This window comes from Kitasatospora sp. NPDC114501 (assembly GCF_055633695.1).
The window spans coordinates 485,433-505,012 of sequence record NZ_JBVKDS010000003.1; the positions used below are offsets into that span (position 1 = coordinate 485,433).

The following is a 19,580-nucleotide window of genomic DNA, read 5'->3' on the forward strand; positions in this document are numbered from 1 at the left end:
CGGGGTAACGGGACCCCTGACGAGGAAACGGGGAGCCCCATGAACCGGACGACGCACGCGCCGAGCAGGACCGAGGACCGCACGCTCGTCTGGGACGGCTGCCTGAACGTCCGCGACCTGGGCGGATTGCCCACCGTCTCCGGTCGCCCCACCGCCCGCGGCGCGATAGTCCGGGCGGACAACCTGGACCGCCTCACCGCCGAGGGCTGGGACGCCCTCCTCGACCACGGCGTCCGCACCGTGGTCGACCTGCGCAACGCCGAGGAGCACCGGCCGCTCCTCCCGCTCCCCGAGGACGTCGAGCTGATCCGCGTCCCGCTGGACGAACTGGCCGGCCCCGACTGGTGGGAGGCCCACGGCCGACTGGACGGCACCCCGCTCGCGCTCCGCCCGTACCTGGACCACTGCCCGCACGCCGCCGCCGCGCTGGTCTCCGCGATCGCCGGAGCCCGCCCCGGCGGCGTGGTCGTGCACTGCGGCGCCGGCCGTGACCGCACCGGCCTGGCCGCCGTCCTGCTGCTCGCCCTGGCCGGGGTCGACCGGGCCTCGATCACCGAGGACTACCTGCTGAGCGGCCCCAACATCCGTCCGCTGTACGGGATGCTGGGCCTGCCGGACCCGTACCGCCGGATCGACGCGGTGCTCGCCGAGGCCGGGACCACCGCCGAGGCCGCCCTGGCGTCCGCGCTCGACGGGTTCGACCCGGTCGACTACCTGCTCGCGGCGGGTGTGGCGCCCGAGTCGGTCGCCGCCGTCCGGGAGCGGCTGCTGCCCGCCGCGTAGCGCGGGCCGCCGACTCCATCCACGATCATCGTCAACCGATGGTTGACGACTTCCGGGTCGACAACCTACGGTTGACGCATGGAGAATCCCGTTGTTCCCAACACCACTCCGTTGCGCCTCGACGACCTGATCGCCGCGATCAAGAAGGTCCACGTCGACGCGCTCGACCAGCTCTCCGACGCGGTCATCGCCGCCGACCACCTCGGCGACCTCGCCGACCACCTCATCGGCCACTTCGTCGACCAGGCCCGCCGCTCCGGCGCGTCCTGGACCGACATCGGCCGCAGCATGGGCGTCAGCAAGCAGGCCGCCCAGAAGCGCTTCGTCCCCAAGGACCCGGGCACCCCGAACGACCTCGACCCCAGCCAGGGCTTCAGCCGGTTCACGCCCCGGGCCCGCAAGGTCGTGGTGGCCTCGCAGGAGGAGGCCAGGAAGGCGAACAACGCCGAGATCACCGCGGAACACCTGCTGCTCGGCCTGCTCGCCGAGCCGGAGGGCATCGCGGTCAAGGCGCTCGCCGCCCAGGGCATCACCCCGCAGGCCGTCCGCGCGGCGGCCACCGCCGCGCTGCCGACCGCCGTCGAGCAGACGGTGCCCGCCCTGATCCCGTACGACGCCCAGGGCAAGAAGGTGGTGGAGCTGTCCTTCCGGGAGGCGCTCAAGCTCGGGCACAACTACGTCGGCACCGAGCACATCCTGCTCGCGCTGCTGGAACTGGAGAACGGCCAGGGCGTGCTGGCCGGGCTGAACGTGGACAAGGCCGAGACGGAGACCTTCGTCGCCGAGACGATCGCCGCCATCATCGCCGCCCGGGACCCGGAGTCCGAGCCCCGGCAGTGAGGCCGCAGCAGTGAGGCCCCGGCGCCCCGCCCCGGACGGAACCCCCGTCCGGGGCAGGGCACTTCCGCGCGCGGCCGATCGCTTCCGCTCAGAATCCGGAGACGTGGGTGGTGACGATCCGGACCCGACCGCCCCCGGTCGTCTCCAGCGCCTCCAGCGCCTCCAGTGCCGCCCGCAGCCGGGCCGAACGGGCCGGGCCGAGCAGTTCCACGGCGTCCTCGACCGACGCCCAGCGGTAGTCGTCCAGTTCACCGGCCGGGACGGTCACGGGGGTGCCGTCCGGGACGGTGCCGAAGTCGAACAGGAAGTGCTGGGCGGGGTGGTCGAGTTCGGCCGAGGCGTGGGTCCAGGAGATCGCCAGCAGCGCACCGGCCGCCTGGACGATGCCGGTCTCCTCCGTCAGCTCCCGCTCGGCGCACTCGACCGGGCCCTCCCCGAGGTCGATCGTGCCGCCCGGGAACTGCCAGTGCTCGCGGTACCCGGCCTTCACGATCAGGATCCGGCCCGACTCGTCCCGCAGCAGGCAGCCCGCCGCCGCGTAGATCCGGGGCAGGGAGGCCAGCCACTCCTCGCGGGACTTCAAGGGCTCAGCCGTCACAGCGCTCCTCCTGGGCAGGTGGGTTCGGTGCCCCCACTCTGCCACCCGCCCGCCCGGCCATCCGCCCGGCCGCCCAGCCGCCCGCCCAGCCACCCGACCGATGAGTCGAAGCCGCCCCGGCGGTCCTATCCGTATGGACACCGTGGAGACCACACCGGGCGGCCCCGTACTGACCTGCGACCTGGGCGCGCTCACCGCCCCCGACCTGGCCGTCGTCGACGCGCTCGCCCGGCTGCGGCTGGCCGCCGCCCGGCACGGGGTGGCCGTGGTGCTGCTGAACGCCGGCGGTCCGCTGCGCGAACTGCTGGCGTTCAGCGGCCTCTCGGCGCTGCTGCCGGGCGCGACCGACCCCCTGGACCTCGCCGGGCTACTCGGCGGGGCAGACCGATCCCGCGACCGGCGCGGCGTCGGGCTCGGTCCCGGACTCGGCCTGGATGTGGACCTGGGCCCGGGCCTCCAGCCGGGGCGGGAGACCGAAGAGCGGGAAGAGCACGTCGGTGTCCAGGAAGTTGGTGAAGCCGGTGATCCGGCCCGCTGACACCTCCGGCACGATCAGCGCCCACGGCTCGTGCCCGCCGGCCGGGCTCGGCCGGTACTGCCCGAAGGCCGGGCCGCCGTTGGCCGTCACCGGGACCAGCCGGGAACCGCGGCAGCCGTGCCCGGGGCCCAGCATCCACTCGCGGATCTCGTCCCGCCCGCGCAGCCACATCGCGAACGGCGGCATGTTGAGCGTGACGTCCTCGTGCAGCAGTGCGGCGAGGCCCGCCATGTCGTACGCCTCGAAGGCGCGGACGTAGCGGTCCAGCAGTGCGCGGTGGTCCTCGTCCAGCTCGGGGGCCGGCCCGGCGTCCGGGGCGGTGGCCCGGGTGTCGGCGGCGAGCACCGCGCGGGCGCGCTGGAGCGCGCTGTTGACCGAGGCCACCGTGGCACCGAGCAGTTCGGCCACCTCGGCGGCCTTCCAGCCGAGCACCTCGCGCAGGATCAGCACCGCCCGCTGCCGGGGCGCGAGGCGCTGGAGCACGGCGACGAACGCCAGCTTCACCGACTCGCGCTGCGCGGCCACCTCGGCCGGGTCCGCCGTCTCGGGGAGCACCCGGCCGTCCGGCGCCGGACCGATCCACGTCACCTCGGGCAGCTGGGTGTCGTACGCGGCGGCCACCGTCACCGGGCCCGCCAGGTCCATCGGCCGGGCCCGGCCGTTGCGGCCGTTCAGCGCGTCCAGGCAGACGTTGGTGGCTATGCGGTACAGCCAGGAGCGCAGCGCGGCCCGCCCCTCGAAGCCCTTGTGCCCGCGCCAGGCGCGGACCATCGTCTCCTGCACCGCGTCCTCGGCCTCGAAGACCGAGCCGAGCATGCGGTAGCAGTAACCCGTCAGCTCGGTGCGGTACCGCTCCAGCTGGAGCTCGACCGGCTCCTCCGTGATCACGTCGGCCATGCTGCGCCCGCCCCCGTCGTCCTGCCGAATGCCCTGGTGAACGGCATGAACGTAGCGCACACCACTGACAATCTCCCGGGAGCGGTCGGGTTGAGCCCCCACGACCATGCTGCGGGAGATGTCCCGGGTGGCGAAGACGCCGGTGGTGTATCCGGGCCGGGAGCCGTTCTTGCCCCACACCTCGTACACCCCGGTGCCGTTCGGCAGGTCCGGGACGGCGAACACCCCTGCCTGCCGGGCGGGCAGCAGCAGCCGGCCGCGGTAGAGCGCGCCGAAGAAGCGCTCCGGATCCGCCACGGAGGAGATCATGTGCCGGGAGGTAGGTGGCGAGCAGCGCGCCGGCCTCCGCGAGGTCGGACCAACGACCTTTGCGGGTACGGGTGTTCCTGCGAAGCCCATCCAACGTCCGCCCGCCCGGCGGCAGTCGGGCCGCCCTGGTCGGCGGCCCGCCGGGTCGGCGGCTCTGACAGGAGAGAGCCTTCGGGGCCGCACCACGCCGAGGCATCCGGGAGCGCCCCTTGAACCGTCCCGAGAACAGCCCTGACCGCACGTCAGGGGCGGCCGGCCGGATCGCGGCCGCCCGCCCCCGACGGGCACCGCGGCTCAGTGGGCGGAGTGCTTCTCCGCGCCGCGGTGCCGGTGCCCCTTGAGTTCGGCGTGCATCGCCGGGGCCGCGTGCATCGCGGTGCCCGGCGCGTCCCGCCCACCGTGCCGGAAGGCCTCGCCGGCTCCGTGCCCGGCGGAGCCCTTGGACATCGCACCGGCGCTCGGCATCGGCGCGAGCCGGGTGGGCGGGCTCGCCATGCCGCGGCGCTCGAGCAGTTCCTGGGTGCCCTGGCGGAGCTTGGCGGTGCTGCCGGGGGTTCGGTTGGTCATCGTCGGCCTCCCTTCGTCGGCCGCCGGCCGGACGGATGCCGGCCGGAGGGGCCACACGGGCGTTATGTCCGGATTTTATCCGGGTTGCGGGCCCGTGCCACTGCGGGAAGGCCGCCCCTGCGCGGGCGGGAGCATCACGGAAGGCGTTCGCGGAAGGCCACCTCGGGTCGCCTCCGCAGGTCGCCTCCGCAGGTCGCCTCCGCGGACGGGCTCCCCGGGTGACCGCCTCAGCCCATGACCTCGTGGACGAAGCACCAGCGCCAGTCCTCCCCCGGCTCGTACGAGCGGATCACAGGGTGGGACGTGTTGTGGAAGTGCGCGGTGGCGTGCCGCTGCGGGGAGAAGTCGCAGCAGCCGATGTGGCCGCAGTCCAGGCAGATCCGAAGGTGCACCCAGTCCCGGCGGCCCTGCGCCAGGCAGTCGGCGCAACCGTCGGCGGGCGGTCGGGGCTCGATCTCCTGAGGAGCCAGAGCGAGGTCTTCGCAGGCGCTCATGACTGAAAGGCTATGCCGCCCCGGCGCGGAGCGCCCGCTCAGGACGCTTCCGACCCCTCGGCGGCCGTCCCTCCGGCCGCCACCCCGCCTGCCGTCGCCCCGCCTGTCGCCTCCTCCTGTGCCACCGCCCCCGGCGCCGTCCAACTCGCCAGCAGGGCCAGCTTCTGGGCGGTGGGCGAGCCCGCCGGAGCGGTGTAGGCGACCAGCAGCTGGTCCGGCGAGCCGTTGACGGCCAGGGTCTCGTAGCCGAAGTCGAGTTCGCCGACCAGCGGGTGGTTCACCAGCTTGACCCCGTGGGTCTTCTCCCGCACCAGGTGGTCCGCCCAGAGCCGGCCGAACTCGACGCTGCGCAGTGACAGTTCTCCCACCAGCGCGCCCAGCGCCGGATCCTCCGGGTGCAGTCCGGCGTCCCGGCGCAGAAAGGAGACGGTCTCGGCGGCGACCGCGTCCCACTGCCGGTAGTACTCCCGGGCGGACGGGTCGAGGAAGGCGTGCCGGGCCTGGTTGGGCAGGCTGTCCGGACCGGCGTCGGAGCGCGTGGAGAAACCGTTCACCGCGTCGCCCAGCGCGTTCCAGGCGAGCACGTCCATCCGGCGGCCCAACACGAAGGCCGGCACCTCGGTCATCAGGTCGAGCAGCAGCCGCGTCCCCGGGCGGACCGGCTGCCGCCCCCGCCCCCTGGCGGTGGAGGCCGCCGGGGCCGCCGGGGCCTTGGGCGGACGGACCAGCGAGCGCAGGTGCGCGGCCTCCACCCCGTCGAGCCGAAGCACCCGGGCCACGGCTTCCAGCACGGCGTCCGAGGCGCTGCCGCCCCGGCCCTGCTCCAGCCGGACGTAGTAGTCGACGCTGACGCCCGCGAGCTGCGCCACCTCCTCCCGGCGCAGTCCCTGCACCCGGCGGCGGCCGTGCGAGGGCAGGCCCACCTCCTCCGGCAGGATCCGGGCCCGGCGCGAACGGAGGAAGTCCCCCAGGGTGTTCTCCATGCCCGGCAGGTTAGCCCCGGGCGGGCGCCCCGAGGGTGGTACTGCCGTTCCCAGGCTCCGCCGTCCCGGGAAGGACCGTCCCGGGACGTGCGCTCCCAGGAAGTGCCGTCCCAGGAACGGGGTTCCCGGGAAACGCGCAGCCCTGGGTAGCCGCCCGCGGCCCGCGCAGAGTGGTCGACGTCAGCCCGACCGCACCGTCTGGAGCCCCCGATGAGCTACCCGTCCCTCGCCGCCCGCACCGCCGTCGTCACCGGAGCCGCCAGCGGCATGGGCGCCGCCACCGCCCGGCTGCTGGCCGCCTCCGGCGCCCGGGTCGCCCTGCTCGCCCGCCGCGCCGAGCGGCTGGACGCCCTCGCCGCCGAGATCGCCGCCGCGGGCGGACAGGCCCTCGCCGTCACCGCCGACGTCACCGACCAGGCCTCGGTGGACGCCGCCGCGAAGACCGTCCACGAGGCGTACGGCCAGGTCGACCTGGTGGTCAACAACGCCGGGGTGATGCTGCCCAACCCGCTCGCCGACGGCCGGATCGACGAGTGGACCCGCATGGTGGACACCAACCTCACCGGCGCGCTGCGGATCGTCCGTGCCTTCGGCTCCGACCTCACCGCGGCCGCCGCCGAGGGCCGCACCGCCGACCTGGTCAACGTCTCCTCGATCGCCTCGCACGTGGTCTTCCCCGACTACGCGGTGTACGGGGCCACCAAGGCCGCGCTCACCCAGCTGTCCGCCGCCCTGCGCAGCGAGTTGGGCCCGCGCGACGTCCGGGTCAGCGCGATCGAGCCCGGCCTGACCGACACCGAACTCGGCGGGCACATCGACAACCCGGTGCTGCGCGAACAGCTCGGCGGCATGTTCGACGCCATCCCGGCACTCGGGGCGGAGGACGTCGCCGACCTCATCGCGTACACCGTCAGCCGCCCCCGGCACGTCAACCTGCGCCACCAGGTCGTCCTGCCCACCCGGCAGGCGTAGGGCCTTTCGCCACGTCGTACCGGCACAGCCGAATCCCCGCTCCGCGCCCACGGGCGGCATGGGAGCATGCCACCCGTGGCGATCGTGACGGGGAGAACGAACGGCGACACCGACGGGGGCGATCCCGGCGGTGCGCCCGCGCAGCGGGAACGCGGTGCGGGGACGCGGGACAGTGACGGCGGAAACGGCGGTGAAGGCGGCAGAGGCAGAGGCAGCGACACCGGCAGCGACACCGGCAGCGGCGCCGCCGGCAGCAGCGGCACCGACAGCGGGGCACCGGCCCACCGCGGCGCGGTGAGGGCCACCGCCCGGATACCCGGGCAGGCCGGCCCCGGCCGGTTCCGGGCCCGCCCGCTGCCCGCCACCGACCGGGTCCGGCAGCCCGTCGCCCTGATCCGGCTGCTCGGCGGACTGTTCGCCATCGCCCTCACCCTGCTGCTCGCCGACTACGCCCGGGCCACCGTCGGCGGCATCGCCGCCGACGTCGCCGAGGCCGCCGCGCTGGTGCCGCGCCCGCTGGGCGGCCTGGCCGGCGGGCTCACCACCGCCGCCGTCCTGCTGCTCCCGGTCGGCCTCGCCGTCCGCCGGCTGCTGGGCCCCGACCGGCGGCGCGCCCTCCAGCAGGTCTCCGACGGGCTGCTCGCCGCCGTCCTCGCGTACGGCGCCACCCTCGGACTGGACCTGTGGGCCGACGGCCTGGCCCCGCTCTCGCTGCTCACCGCGCTCACCCAGCCGCTGCCCGGCGGCGGGCTCAGGCACACCGAACCCGTCTACGGCTACCTCGCCCCGGTCCTCGCCTTCATGACCGCCTCCGGCAGCCGGGACGGCCGCCTGTCCTGGGCCGTCCTCGCCCTCTCCGGCCTCGCCGGACTGACCGGCGGGTACGCCACGCCCACCGCGCTCCTGCTCGGGCTGCTGATCGGCTGGACCGGCGCCCACGGCACCCTGTACGCCGTCGGCACCCCCGACCCCTGCCCCCGGCCTGGCGAGGTCCTGCGCGCCCTGCGCGACAGCGGCCTGCGCCCGGTCGAGGCCCAGCCGGCCGGCCCCGACCGCTACCGGGTCCGACAGGCCGACGGCCACCCCGACCTCGACGTCCAGCTCCTCGACCGGCAGGCCGTCACCGCCGCCGCCGTCCAGCGCGCCTGGCGCCGGCTGCGCCTGCGCACCGCCCCCGACCCGCGCGTCCTGCGCTCCCCGCGCACCGGGCTGGAGCACGAGGCCCTGGTCACCTACGCGGCCCTGGCGGCCGGCGTCCGCACCCGCCGCATCGCCGCCACTGCCGGTATCGGCCAGGACACCGCCCTCATCGCGTACGAACGGCTCGCCGGGCGCACCCTGGACGAACTCGCCGACGGGGAGATCACCGACGAGCTGCTCACCGACGCCTGGCGGCAGTTCGCCCTGCTCCAGCGCCGCGAGATCGCCCACCGCGCCCTCGTCCCGTCCTCCCTGCTGATCGACGACTCGGGCGCGGTGCACCTGGTCGACTTCGCCGACGGCGACATCGCCGCCACCGAGCTCGTCCTCTGCTGCGACCTCGCCCAGCTCCTCACCACCCTCGCCCTCCGTGCCGGGGCCGCCCGCTCCGTCCGCACGGCCACCGCCGTCCTCGGCCCCGACCCCATCGACGCCGCCCTCCCGCTGCTCCAGCCCATCGCCCTCACCCACACCACCCGCCGCGCCCTCAAGCAGCACGCGAAGCGCACCGACCCGCGGGCCGCCCCGCGGGCTGCCGAACCGGCGGGCGGGGGTGGGGCCGGCGACTTCGGCGGGGGCAGGGGCGGCGCCGGGGGTGCTCGCCCCGCGGCAGACTCCCGGTCCGCCGTCGACCCGGGCGCGCCCGGCAGCGGCAACGGGCCCGCCATCGACCCGGACCCCGGGCCCACCACCGACCCGGACCCCGGGCACGACGCCCCCACCCCCGGCGGGCTGCTCGACGAGATCCGCGCGGAGGTCCTGCGCGCCCGCCCGCAGGCGGTGAGCCGGCCGGTGCGGCTGGAGCGGCTGCGGCCGCGGACCCTGCTGGTCGTCGTGGGCGGGGTGGTGGCCGGGTGGCTGCTGATCCCGCAGCTGTTCGCGGCGGAGGACAACCCGGTCTCCGCGCTGGCGGACGCCGATCCGTGGTGGCTGCTGCTGGCACTGGCCGCGGCGGCGACGAGCCACGTCGCGGCGGCGATGGGCTTCGTCGGCTTCGTGCCGGAGCGGCTGAACTTCCGCAACGCGGTGCTGGCCCAGGTGGCCGGGTCGTTCGTGAAGCTGGTGTCGCCCGGCGGTGTCGGCGGCGTCGCGCTGAACACCCGCCTGTTGCAGCGGGCCGGCATCCCCACCGCGCAGGCGCTGTCCAGCGTCGGCGTGGGGACGCTGATCGGCCTGGTGCTGCACCTGCTGCAACTGGGGGCCTTCGTCTACCTGCTGGGCTTCGAGCCCGGCGGCTCCGAGCTGGACGCACTGCCCGCGGTGGTCGGCGGGCTGGCGGGGGCGGCGGCGCTGCTGGCGGTGGTGTCGGCGATCCCGGTGGCCCGGCGGTGGCTGGCCACGCGGCTGCGGCCGCTGACGGCCGAGGTGCTGCCGCGGCTGCTGGACCTGCTGCGCAGCCCGACCCGGCTGGCGGTGGGCGTGACCGGGCAGCTGCTGGTGTCGATCTGCCTGATCGGCTGCCTGTACTGCTGTGCCCGGGCGATCGGCCGGGAGCCGTCCTTCGCCTCGGTCGCGGTGGTGTTCCTGGTGGGCAACGCGGTGGGCAGCGCGGCGCCGACCCCGGGCGGGGCCGGCGCGGTGGACGGGATGCTGATCACGCTGCTCCAGCAGACCGCGTCGATGGAGCGGGGCGGCGCGCTGGCCGCGGTGGCGCTGTACCGTCTGCTGACGCTGATCCTGCCGGTGCTGCCGGGCTGGGCGGCCTTCGTCTGGCTGCAACGCCGCCGGGCCCTGTAGCCGGGGCGGGACGTGCCCCGGCTACAGGGCCCGGGGGTCGAGGCCCGGGCGTCGGGGCCCGGAGTGCGGACCCCGACACCCGCCGGCTACTCCCGGTACTCCTCCTCGTCGTGGCGGACCGCCCGGGTCTGCTCGACGACGTCCGCGACGTCGGTCGCCGGATCCGCACCGACGGCCCGGCGTTCGGCCACCTCGTCGTACGTGTCGCCCTCGGACGCCTTCTCGTCGGGCTCGACGGTCTCGGCGGTCTCCTCGATCAGGTATTCCTCGTGCTGTTCCTGCGGCATGGCATCCGTCCTCACTGTTCGGAGGCCTTCACGGGCCCGGCTGGCGTACTGGCAGTATCCGCCGCCCGGCGCCGGGACGCGAAGTGCCGACACCGCTCCGGCGTGTTGCCGGAACTCCTGCGGATCCCCCTGGCCGGGACGTCGGATGGCCGCTCGATTGACCCATGAAACAGCGCCCCCAATGACCCACGAGCGGGGTTCATTCCGCACCTAGGGTCATAGCCATGACGACGAACGAGAACACCCGGACCACCGAGGCCACCGAGACCACCGAGGCCACCCAGACCGCCGAGGCCGGCGGAGCCCCCGTCCGCCTCGACTACGCCCGCACCGTCCCCAAGGTGTTCCGCGCGATGATCGCCCTGGACGCCGCCGCCCGCGAGGGCCTGGACCCGGCCCTGGTCGAGCTGGTCCAGATGCGCACCTCGCAGCTGAACGGCTGCGCGTACTGCCTGGACATGCACGCCAAGGACGCCCGCAAGGCCGGCGAGACCGACGAGCGGATCTACCTGCTGCCGGTGTGGCCGGAGGCTCCGGCCGGGGTGTACACCGAGCGGGAGCGGGCCGCCCTGGCGCTGGCCGAGGAGATCACCCGGATCGGCGGCGGCGTCTCGGACGCGGTGTACGCCCGGGCCGCCGCGCACTTCGCGGAGGCCGAGCTGGCGCAGCTGATCTCGGTCTGCTTCACCATCAACGCCTGGAACCGGATCAACGTGGCCACCCGCAAGACCCCCGGCACCGCCTGACCACGCCCCCTTCTGGACCGCCGACCGGCCCACCGACCGGATCGGCGCCCGGACCGCCGTCCAGGCCACCGGGGGTACGATCGGTGCCGTACGAAGGGCTAACCCACACCCACCCGGTGGCCCCGAGGCCCATACGAACGACGGGGAAATCATGTCCGGCTCGCACTACTTCACCGGTGCACCCGAGGTCACCAGCGACCGCCGGCCGATCACGGTCTCCCTGCCGGACCTCGCCCTGGAACTGACCACCGACACCGGGGTGTTCTCCCGCAGCCGACTCGACCCGTGCACCCGGATCCTGCTGGAGCACGCCCCGCAGCCGCGGGTGCGCGGCCCCATCCTGGACATCGGCTGCGGCTACGGTCCGATCGCGCTGACCTGGGCGAGCCGTCGCAAGCGCCTCCCGGTCTGGGCGGTGGACGTCAACGAGCGCGCCCTGGAGCTGGTCCGGCTGAACGCCGAGGCGCTGGGGCTCGGCAACGTCCAGGCCGCCCTGCCCGACGACGTCCCCGAGGACGTCCGCTTCGCCACCATCTACTCCAACCCGCCGATCCGGATCGGCAAGGCCGCGCTGCGCCGCCTGCTCACGCACTGGCTCGACCGGCTGACCCCGGACGGCTCGGCGTTCCTGGTGGTGCAGAAGCACCTGGGTTCGGACTCGCTCCAGAAGTGGCTGAACGAGCAGGGCTACCCGACCACCCGGGTCACATCGGTCAACGGGGTGCGGATTCTGGAAGCGCGGCCCCGTCCCGAGGTGGGCGAGGGCTCCGAGAGTGGACGAGGTACGACGACGTGAAGCAGCTGCGCGGGACCGAACTGAAGCGTCTGCACCGCTCGTGGCGGCGCAGCAACGAGTTCCGGCTCGCGATGATCCTGGAGAACCTCCAGTCGCCGTTCAACGTCGGCTCGGTGGTCCGCACCGGCGCGGCGATGGGCGCGGAGAAGCTGTACCTGGCCGGGGACACCCCGTCGGTGCGCTCGTCCGGCGCACAGAAGGCCGCGATGGGCACCGACAAGTACCTGAAGGTGGAGCACTTCCCGACCGTCGCCGAGGCCGTCGCGGCGGCCAAGGCGGACGGCTTCAAGGTCGTCGGCCTGGAGCTGGCGGACGAGGCGGTGCCGATGTTCGCCGCCGAACTGACCCCGGCGGTGGCCTTCGTGCTCGGCCACGAGGACCGCGGGATCACGCCCGAGGCGCTGGCCCTGTGCGACCAGGTGGTGTTCGTGCCGCAGCTGGGCCGGGTCGGCTCGCTGAACGTCTCGGCAGCCGCGACGGTGGCCTGCTACGAGGCACGCCGACAGGGCTACGCGATCAGCGGCACCCCGGACGGCGACCTCGCGGGCGACCTCGGCGACGACGAGTAGCACCTCGATTCTCCCTGGGAGCCCGGGTCGTCCGCCGATGACCCGGGCTCCCGGCTTCGGTCGGCCCGCGGCTCAGCTCGTGGCTCCGCCCTCGATCCCTCCCTCACTCAGTCCTTGACGTTCCGTCGGGCGGCGCCGACCAGGAACACCACCGCGAGCATCGCCGCGGACAGCGCCCCGACCAGCAGCGGCCCCGGACCGGCCGGGCTGCCGTCCACGCGCACCGCCCCCATGAAGTCGGCGGCGGCGACGTTGTTGACGAGCACCCACCAGAGCGGCAGGTAGACCGCCTGGAAGAGCCGGTGGCTCCGGCTCACCACGCCGAGCGCCATGGCCAGCGAGGGGACGAACAGCGCGCCGCCGACCCAACTGGCCGTCCCCGCGCCGTCCCCCGCCACCAGCATGCGTATCAGCGGGGCGACGCCCGTCACCGCCGTGAGCACCAGCCCGGACGTCCACTCGGCGAGCAGCCGGCGCCGGGCCGACGGGTAGGCGCCGAGCAGTACCTCCAGTCCGTTCTCGACCTGCTGGCTGCCGAGCCGGGACCAGACCAGGACCGGCCACAGCCAGGCCAGGGGCAGCAGCAGTCCGGTGACGGTGTTCATCGGCAGCACGAACCCGGCCACCGTCAGCCCGGCCGCGGCCGACCACCACCAGCGGGAGACTCCCTGCACCAGGATCCGGATCTCGCCCATCAGCAGCCGGCCGAACGCCCCGGCCCGCCGCGGCACGGTCCGTGGCAGTACGGTCTGCGGCAGTGCGCCCGGCGCGGTCGCCCAGCGCGCCCCGGCGGGCTCGGTCCCGTCCGACACGTACGCCGCTCCGGCCGCCGCCTCGGTACCGGAACCACGCGCGGGGTCGAACCGGCCGAACCACAGGGCCGGGAGCAACGCCACCGCGAACGCCGCCAGGAGCAGCGCCAGCCGGGCGAGGACGAACCCGGAGGACGCCTCGAAACCGTCCCACCGGAAGGTCCCCAGCGGACTGTCGACCTTCGTCAGGCCGAGGCTGAACTCCCCCAGGTCTGCCGTCCCGCGCTGGGCCTCCAGCGCCGCGCCCATCGACCGCGCGACCTGGTGCACCCCGAGGCCGTCCAGCGGCGCGGAGGCCGACTGCCCGCCGATCGCGAACACCATGGCCACCACGAACCACACGACGTTCCCGAAGCCGCCCCGCAGCGACGGCACCGTCTCGAACAGAAGCGCCGCCGCGGCGACGAGCGCCATCACGGGCAACGAGAGCAGCAGGAACGGCTCCACCAGGGCGACCGGATCGACCGCGCGGTCCTCGCCGCGGGCCAGCTGCATCAGCAGCGCCGTGACGGCCAGCGCGCCGACCATCGAGGCGAGCACCAGCAGGTTGCTCAGGAACTTGCCCGCCAGGTAGCGGGAGGTGGACAGCGGGGTGGCGGCGAGGATCTGCCCGACGCCGGTCGTCACGTCCCGCGCGATGCCGCTGCGCACCACGTAGAAGCCGCCGAAGGTGAGCCAGAGCGCACCGGCCAGCGCGGTGACCGCGCCGACGTAGGCGCTGTTGTAGACGCCCCGGTTTCCGCTTACGTCCATGATCGTCCAGTGGCCCCCCGCGTCCGGCACGGCCAGGTAGCCGAGCCCGACCGCGGCGAGCAGCGTCACCGCGTACACCGGCCGGCGCACCCGGTCCCGGAAGTCCCCGACCACCAGTCCCCCGATCACCGGTTCACCGCCCGCTGCCCGGCCCGGCCCAGCTCCCCCGAACCCCGGATGGCGCCCAGATAGGCATCCTCCAGATCGGGCGTCACCGGGACGGCGTCCACCCACGGCCGCCCGGCGGCGATCACCCGCAGCCGTACGCCGCTGCCCGTCCGCACCATCCGGCTGACCACGTGGCGGGCCTGCACGGCCTGCACCTCGCCCGGATCGACCACGGCCTCCCACACCTGCCCGTCGATCTCCCCGAGCAGCTCGTCCGGCGCGCCCCGGCGCAGCAGCCGCCCCTGGGCGACCACCGCGATGTCGGAGGCGACCGACTCCACGTCGGAGACGATGTGGGTCGACAACAGCACGACCCGCTCGGCCGCGAGCTCGCTGAGCAGGTTGCGGAAGCGCACCCGCTCCTCCGGGTCCAGGCCGGCGGTCGGCTCGTCGACCACGATCACCCTGGGGTCGGCCAGCAGCGCCTGCGCGATGCCGACCCGCCGGAGCATGCCGCCCGAGTACGTGCCGAGCGGACGCTTGACCGCCTCGGTCAGGTTGACCAACTCGATCAGCTCGTCGATCCGGGCCTTCGCGGGCCGGGCGCCGATCCCCTTGGCCGCCGCCAGGTAGGACAGGAACTCCCGCGAGGTCAGGTTCGGGTAGACCCCGAAGTCCTGCGGCAGGTACCCGAGTTCCCGACGCAACCGGTCCGGCTCCGCCACCACGTCGACACCCTCGTACCGGACCTGCCCGCCCGTGGGCCGGGTGACCGTGGCCACGATCCGCATCAACGACGACTTCCCCGCCCCGTTCGGCCCCAACAGCCCCACCATCCCCGGCCCGAGCCGCATCGTGACGCCGTCGACGGCCCGCTTGCCCCCCTTGTAGACCTTGGTGACACCCACCAGTTCGAGCATGTTCCCCGCCTCCCCGCCCCGATTCATCGCCCTCACCCCTCGAGCTCCGTCTCGCGCCCGTCCCTCGACACGGCGACGCCCTCGGGCACCTCGCCCCGGAACCTGGCATCACAGCCGGCGAGCCCGGAGCACACCGCCCTGAGCTCGAGCACCCCGCTGCCGCTCGTGTCGAACCACCTGGCGACCTTCACGTCCGCCCGATCGGCCACGACCAGATCCGGCCGATGCCCGTGCGCCTTGACGTCCGGGCTCTTCCCCGCAAGCCCGATCAGGCCGTGCGCGGACTTCGAACACCGCACCACCGCATCCTCCGGAAGGCTGCAACCGGACCCGCCCCTCGGGCCCACCGGTAGCCTCACCGATCCCCGGCCCCCTGCCATCTGCCGTTCGGCAGATATCCCGTTGGACCAAAGAGAGAGTTTCGCCACCACCCGCCCCCGGAACAGCCGGCCCGACCTACCTCGACCAGCAACCCCGCCAACGCAAAAGGCCCAGGTCATGGATGCATGACCTGGGCCTCGAAAGAGAGCCGCCTGCGGGATTCGAACCCGCGACCTACGCATTACGAGTGCGTTGCTCTGGCCAACTGAGCTAAGGCGGCGCCGTTGCCGTGTGTGGTGGCAACGCGGGCCAGTCTACACAGGTTCGCGGGTGATCCGTAACGGGATGCCGGGGGCCGCGGTCAGGCGGAGGAGACGGCGAGTTTGGCGGCGAAGCCGGCGAAGAGGACGGCGACGCCGCTGGTGAGGGTGGCGGAGAGGCGCTTGCGGCGGCGGAAGGCGGTGGCGAGGGTGGTGCCCGCGAAGATCAGGAGGGAGAGGTAGAGGAAGCTGAAGGTCTGGAGGATGCCGCCGAGGAGGGCGAAGGAGAGGGCGGGCCGGCCGTAGGAGGGGTCGACGAACTGGGTGAAGAAGGAGAGCAGGAAGAGGATGGCCTTCGGGTTGAGGAGGCTGATCACCAGGGCGCGGCGGAAGGGGTTCTCGGTGGATTCGGCGGCCGCTTCGACGGTGGGGTCGGCGGCGGCGCGGCGTTCGCGCCAGAGCTGGCGGGCGGCGCGGAGCATGCCGTAGCCGATCCAGAGCAGGTAGGCGGCGCCGCCGAACTTGACCACCGCGAAGACGGCCGGGTTGGCCTTGAGCAGGGAGGCCGCGCCCAGCGAGGTGAGGCTGATCAGGGTGAGGTCGCCGATGAAGACGCCGGCCGCGGCCCGGTAGCCGGTGCGGATGCCCTTGCGGGCCGCGACGGACAGGACGTACAGGGAGTTGGGGCCGGGCAGCAGGATGATGACGAGGGCGCCGAGGACGTACGTCGCCAGGTCGTTGACTCCGAGCACGATGAGCTCCGGTGCAGGAGAGGGTGGCAGGGGGCGCTCATCGTAACGTCGCACCGGTAATCGGTTGAAGTGAAAACCACCTGTCGGACATCCGGCTCCCGGCCCCGACCTACCGCTCGCAGCGCTTGCCCTGCTCCGGTGCCTCACCGGTCAGCAGGAAGCGGTTCACCGCGCCGTCCACGCAGGCGCTGTGCCGGCCGTACGCGGTGTGGCCGTCGCCGTCGAAGGTGAGCAGACGGCCGGACTCCAGCTGACCGGCCAGCGACCGGGCCCAGGCGTACGGGGTGGCCGGATCGCGGGTGGTGCCGATGACGACGATCGGGGCGGCCCCGGCGGCCCGGATGGTGTGCGCCGCGCCGGTGGCCCGGACCGGCCAGTAGGTGCAGGTCAGGGCCATCCAGGCCATGTCGCGCCCGAAGTGCGGCGAGACCCGCTCGAACTCCGGCACCGCCCGCTGGACGTCCTCCGGCCCGCGGAACGGGGCGGGCAGGTCGAGGCAGTTCACCGCGGTGTTGGCGAACATCAGGTTGGGGTACGAGCCGTCCGCCTCGCGCCCATAGTAGTCGTCGGAGAGCTTCAGCAGGCCGGTGCCGTCGCCGGCCTTGGCGTCGGCGAGCGCGGTGCGCAGCTTGGGCCAGAGGAAGTCGGCGTACATGGCCTGGATGACGCCGGTGGTCGCCTGGGACTCGGTGAGCCGGCGGCCGCCGTCGGTGGTGGGCAGCGAAGCGGTGCGGACGCCCGCGAACAGGGCGGTGAGCTGCTCGCCGACCTGCTGCTCGGTGCGGCCGAGCGGGCAGTCCTCACGTGTGGCGCAGTCCTGGGCGAAGGCGGTCCAGGCGGTCTCGAAGCCGCCCGCCTGGGTGCGGTTGCCGGTGACGGAGTCGAGCGCCGGGTCCATCGCGCCGTCCAGCACCAGTCGCCCGACCCGGCCGGGGAACAGCCCGGCGTAGGTGGCGCCGAGGAAGGTGCCGTAGGACTTGCCGACGTAGTTCAGCTTCTCGTCGCCGAGCAGGGCCCGCAGCACGTCCATGTCGCGGGCGCCCTCGACGGTGCTGACGTGGCCCAGCGCGGCCCCGGCCTGCTTCCGGCAGCCCTCGGCGAACTCCTTGTCGGCCGCGATCAGCGCGTCGATCCCGCGCTGGTCGCCGGGGGTCAGGTCGACGGTGGTGTAGGCGTCCATCCGGTCGCCGGTCAGGCAGTTGACGGGGTTGCTGCGACCCACTCCGCGCGGGTCCAGGCCGACCAGGTCGTACGCCGCCCGTACCCCGCGGTCGTACGTCCGGGCGGCAGCCTCCAGGTACTCGATCGCCGAGCCGCCGGGCCCGCCCGGGTTGAGCAGCAGGGAGCCGAGCCGCGTACCCGGGGAGGTGGGAGGGGAGGCGGGAGAGGAGGCAGAGGTGGGAGGAGAGGCGGAGGCGGAGGCGGCCGGACCCGACGGCTCCGCCGCCGCGCGGGCGGCCGCCAGGGTGAGGTCGCCGTCCCCCGGGTGGTCGTAGTCCAGCGGCACCCGGAACGTCGTGCACTCGAACCCGCCGTCGCACGGCTGCCAGGCGAGGCGTTGCGCGTAGTACGGCGCGACGGCGGCCGGGACGGCGGCGGGCAGCGGCTCCAACGGGGTCGCTCCCGCCGCCCCGGCCGCCGGGGCGGCGGGCGTGGCGGAAGCGGCCGAGGCCGGGGAGGACGCCGTCGGCGCCCCGGACGGAGCGGCGCTGCAACCGCCCGCCAGCAGCCCTGCGGCGACCAGCGCCGCAGCGAGCGCCCGTGCCCGCGTCCGTGCCTGTGCCCGCTCGACGGCCCTCATCCGCCACCTCTCCGCAATCGACCAGCGCGTGAACAACCAGGGGAAACAAACCAGGGAAACGGCCAGAGAGACGACCAGCGGAACAACCGGTGGATCAACTCGTGAAAGTGCCCGGAGGAAACGCCGCTGCCCGGCACCCGTCCCGGGGTACCGGGCAGCGTAGCGCCGCCGGAGCGGCGCTCAGGACGCCCTGGCCAGCGCCTCGGCCAGGTACTGCGCCGCCTGCCGGAGCAGCCGCAGCCGCTCCCGGTCGGGGGTGAAGTCCTGCACGTTGTCCGAGATCCGCACGTCGGCCTTGGCCGCCGCTCCGGGCCCGGCCTTCAGCGCGGACTGGAGCTTGCGGGCCGCGTCCAGCCCGGCGGAGTCCGACCGTGCGGCGGCCAGCAGCAGCTTGGCCGCGCTGCCGGCCGGGGCCTCGGCACCGGTCTGGGTGAGCGCGGTGGCGTCGTACCGGCCGGAGACCGCCGCGGCCGCGCCGTACAGGTCGGGCCGGGACAGTCCGGCGGCCGCCGCGCAGGGCGCGCCGCCCTCCACGCCGAGGGTGCCCCAGGAGGCCGGGCCGGGCGGCAGGGCGCGGAACGAGGCCGCGATGGTGGTGCGCAGCGTCGCGTCGTCGGCGATGGCAGCCGGGGCGGCGGCGACCAGCTCGCAGGGGTGCGCGGTGCCGTTCGGCGCCTCGGGGGCGACCAGGATGAACGGACGGGTCTTGCCGGTCTGGAGGGCCGAACCGATGCCCTCGAAGACGTCCGGGACCTCGGCGTCGGCGGTCTTCTGGGGCGTGGCCGCCTGCATCACGACGACCGGGAAGCGGGCGTTCGGCTCCTTGGCGTACTGCGGTGGGAGCCAGACCCGGATGTTGCGGGGGTGGCCGTCGGGGCCGAGCACGGCGGACTGGAGCAGCTCGCCACCGCCGGGGTGGCCGACGCTGTCGAAGCGGCTGACCACGGCCGGAGCGGCGGCGGGAGCGGAAACGGCGGCGGGAGCGGCGGCGGCCGTGGCGGCCGGCTCGGCGCCTGCGGGCGGCACCGCCTGCTGCTGGCGGACCGCCTCCCCCGAACCGGTCCCGGTACCCGCCGCCGTGCCCGAACCCGAGCCCGCCGCGTCCACCACCGGCTCCGCCCGGTCCGACTCCTGGGCACCCCGGCCGAGGCCGCCGAAGGCGCCGAGCGCGGTGAGCACCGTCAGCGCGGTGACGCACACCCCGCAGACCATCGCGCCGCCCGCCCTCAGCAGCATCGGCCAGCGGTCGCCGGCCAGCTCGTAGGTCTCGGCGGCGCGCAGGTCGCGCCAGCGCTGTCGGGCACCCCGGGCCAGCCAGACCCCGCCGAGGGCGGCGGCCAGCAGGGGAATGACGAGGAGCGAACGAACCACGGGACGCACCACCTCTGGAGGGGGCCGCGCCGAACCGGAACCGGCGCGTGCGGGAGGCGACCGCCCCGGTAGCGGGCGCAGTCGGCCCCCAGCGTGCACACCGGGCGGACCGTCACACGACGGTGTGCCCGGCGAGTGTCGCCCGTTCACTCGAAGGTGGGACGTC

The 19,580-nt window shown here is 74.4% G+C and carries 19 protein-coding genes and 1 tRNA gene; 7 read left to right on the forward strand and 13 right to left on the reverse strand.

Translation table 11 applies throughout. The features are described from left to right. Nucleotides 1-39 precede the first annotated feature (39 nt). Both ACZ7RU_RS08690 and ACZ7RU_RS08695 read left to right on the forward strand, forming a co-directional pair. Nucleotides 40-783, forward strand: coding sequence for a tyrosine-protein phosphatase (locus tag ACZ7RU_RS08690; protein WP_470340136.1), 744 nt, complete (start codon nt 40-42; stop codon nt 781-783). A 78-nt stretch (nt 784-861) separates the two neighbouring features. Further along, a complete protein-coding gene (locus tag ACZ7RU_RS08695; RefSeq protein ID WP_470340137.1) occupies nt 862-1,623 on the forward strand; it encodes a Clp protease N-terminal domain-containing protein in 762 nt (253 codons plus the stop codon). 88 nt (nt 1,624-1,711) lie between these two features. On the opposite strand, the gene ACZ7RU_RS08700 is transcribed toward ACZ7RU_RS08695, so the two are convergent. The 5 genes from ACZ7RU_RS08700 to ACZ7RU_RS08720 form a co-directional block, all read right to left on the reverse strand. Further along, a complete protein-coding gene (locus ACZ7RU_RS08700) occupies nt 1,712-2,221 on the reverse strand; it encodes an NUDIX domain-containing protein (protein WP_470340138.1) in 510 nt (169 codons plus the stop codon). Nucleotides 2,222-2,588: 367 nt separating this feature from the next. Beyond that, on the reverse strand, nt 2,589-3,656 hold the full coding sequence (locus tag ACZ7RU_RS08705) for a sigma-70 family RNA polymerase sigma factor (RefSeq protein ID WP_470340234.1): 1,068 nt from the start codon (nt 3,654-3,656) through the stop codon (nt 2,589-2,591). Nucleotides 3,657-4,259: 603 nt separating this feature from the next. Next, nucleotides 4,260-4,532: a hypothetical protein gene (locus ACZ7RU_RS08710; RefSeq protein ID WP_470340139.1), complete on the reverse strand. Its 273-nt coding sequence runs from the start codon at nt 4,530-4,532 to the stop codon at nt 4,260-4,262. A gap of 227 nt (nt 4,533-4,759) precedes the next feature. Next, entirely contained in the window at nt 4,760-5,026 is a 267-nt protein-coding gene (locus ACZ7RU_RS08715) for a UBP-type zinc finger domain-containing protein (RefSeq protein WP_387752657.1), read from the reverse strand. Between the two features lie 38 nt (nt 5,027-5,064). Beyond that, entirely contained in the window at nt 5,065-6,009 is a 945-nt protein-coding gene (locus ACZ7RU_RS08720) for a helix-turn-helix transcriptional regulator (protein ID WP_470340140.1), read from the reverse strand. Between the two features lie 210 nt (nt 6,010-6,219). On the opposite strand from ACZ7RU_RS08720, the gene ACZ7RU_RS08725 reads away from it, so the two are divergent. Together ACZ7RU_RS08725 and ACZ7RU_RS08730 are read left to right on the forward strand one after the other, a co-directional pair. Beyond that, nucleotides 6,220-6,981, forward strand: coding sequence for an SDR family oxidoreductase (locus ACZ7RU_RS08725; RefSeq protein WP_470340141.1), 762 nt, complete (start codon nt 6,220-6,222; stop codon nt 6,979-6,981). Nucleotides 6,982-7,056: 75 nt separating this feature from the next. After that, the gene (locus ACZ7RU_RS08730) at nt 7,057-9,918 is read left to right on the forward strand and encodes a lysylphosphatidylglycerol synthase transmembrane domain-containing protein (protein ID WP_470340142.1); all 2,862 of its coding nucleotides are present in this window, start codon (nt 7,057-7,059) and stop codon (nt 9,916-9,918) included. Between the two features lie 86 nt (nt 9,919-10,004). Here ACZ7RU_RS08730 and ACZ7RU_RS08735 read toward each other — a convergent pair whose 3' ends face one another. After that, entirely contained in the window at nt 10,005-10,205 is a 201-nt protein-coding gene (locus ACZ7RU_RS08735) for a hypothetical protein (protein ID WP_470340143.1), read from the reverse strand. A 224-nt stretch (nt 10,206-10,429) separates the two neighbouring features. Between ACZ7RU_RS08735 and ACZ7RU_RS08740 the strand changes: the two genes are divergently transcribed. The 3 genes from ACZ7RU_RS08740 (at nt 10,430) to ACZ7RU_RS08750 (ending at nt 12,316) form a co-directional block, all read left to right on the forward strand. Then, entirely contained in the window at nt 10,430-10,951 is a 522-nt protein-coding gene (locus tag ACZ7RU_RS08740; RefSeq protein WP_470340144.1) for a carboxymuconolactone decarboxylase family protein, read from the forward strand. Between the two features lie 151 nt (nt 10,952-11,102). Beyond that, on the forward strand, nt 11,103-11,747 hold the full coding sequence (locus tag ACZ7RU_RS08745; protein ID WP_470340145.1) for a class I SAM-dependent methyltransferase: 645 nt from the start codon (nt 11,103-11,105) through the stop codon (nt 11,745-11,747). Further along, the gene (locus tag ACZ7RU_RS08750) at nt 11,744-12,316 is read left to right on the forward strand and encodes a TrmH family RNA methyltransferase (RefSeq protein WP_359902085.1); all 573 of its coding nucleotides are present in this window, start codon (nt 11,744-11,746) and stop codon (nt 12,314-12,316) included. The genes ACZ7RU_RS08745 and ACZ7RU_RS08750 overlap by 4 nt, the downstream gene beginning before the upstream one ends. 107 nt (nt 12,317-12,423) lie before the next feature. Here the strand turns inward: ACZ7RU_RS08750 and ACZ7RU_RS08755 are convergent, their stop codons facing one another. The 7 genes from ACZ7RU_RS08755 to ACZ7RU_RS08785 all read right to left on the reverse strand — a co-directional run bounded on the left by ACZ7RU_RS08755 (nt 12,424) and on the right by ACZ7RU_RS08785 (nt 19,414). Continuing rightward, nucleotides 12,424-14,010: a hypothetical protein gene (locus ACZ7RU_RS08755; protein ID WP_470340146.1), complete on the reverse strand. Its 1,587-nt coding sequence runs from the start codon at nt 14,008-14,010 to the stop codon at nt 12,424-12,426. Further along, entirely contained in the window at nt 14,007-14,909 is a 903-nt protein-coding gene (locus ACZ7RU_RS08760; RefSeq protein WP_470340147.1) for an ABC transporter ATP-binding protein, read from the reverse strand. The genes ACZ7RU_RS08755 and ACZ7RU_RS08760 overlap by 4 nt, the downstream gene beginning before the upstream one ends. A 32-nt stretch (nt 14,910-14,941) precedes the next feature. Next, the gene (locus tag ACZ7RU_RS08765) at nt 14,942-15,208 is read right to left on the reverse strand and encodes a hypothetical protein (RefSeq protein ID WP_470340148.1); all 267 of its coding nucleotides are present in this window, start codon (nt 15,206-15,208) and stop codon (nt 14,942-14,944) included. A 228-nt stretch (nt 15,209-15,436) separates the two neighbouring features. Next, nucleotides 15,437-15,510 (reverse strand) — tRNA-Thr (locus ACZ7RU_RS08770). Between the two features lie 81 nt (nt 15,511-15,591). Further along, a complete protein-coding gene (gene leuE / locus ACZ7RU_RS08775) occupies nt 15,592-16,242 on the reverse strand; it encodes a leucine efflux protein LeuE (RefSeq protein ID WP_470340149.1) in 651 nt (216 codons plus the stop codon). A gap of 109 nt (nt 16,243-16,351) precedes the next feature. Then, nucleotides 16,352-18,043 (reverse strand): alpha/beta hydrolase, encoded by a 1,692-nt coding sequence (locus tag ACZ7RU_RS08780; protein ID WP_470340150.1) that lies wholly within the window; start codon nt 18,041-18,043, stop codon nt 16,352-16,354. A 180-nt stretch (nt 18,044-18,223) separates the two neighbouring features. After that, nucleotides 18,224-19,414 (reverse strand): alpha/beta hydrolase, encoded by a 1,191-nt coding sequence (locus tag ACZ7RU_RS08785; protein WP_470340151.1) that lies wholly within the window; start codon nt 19,412-19,414, stop codon nt 18,224-18,226. Nucleotides 19,415-19,580: the final 166 nt, after the last annotated feature.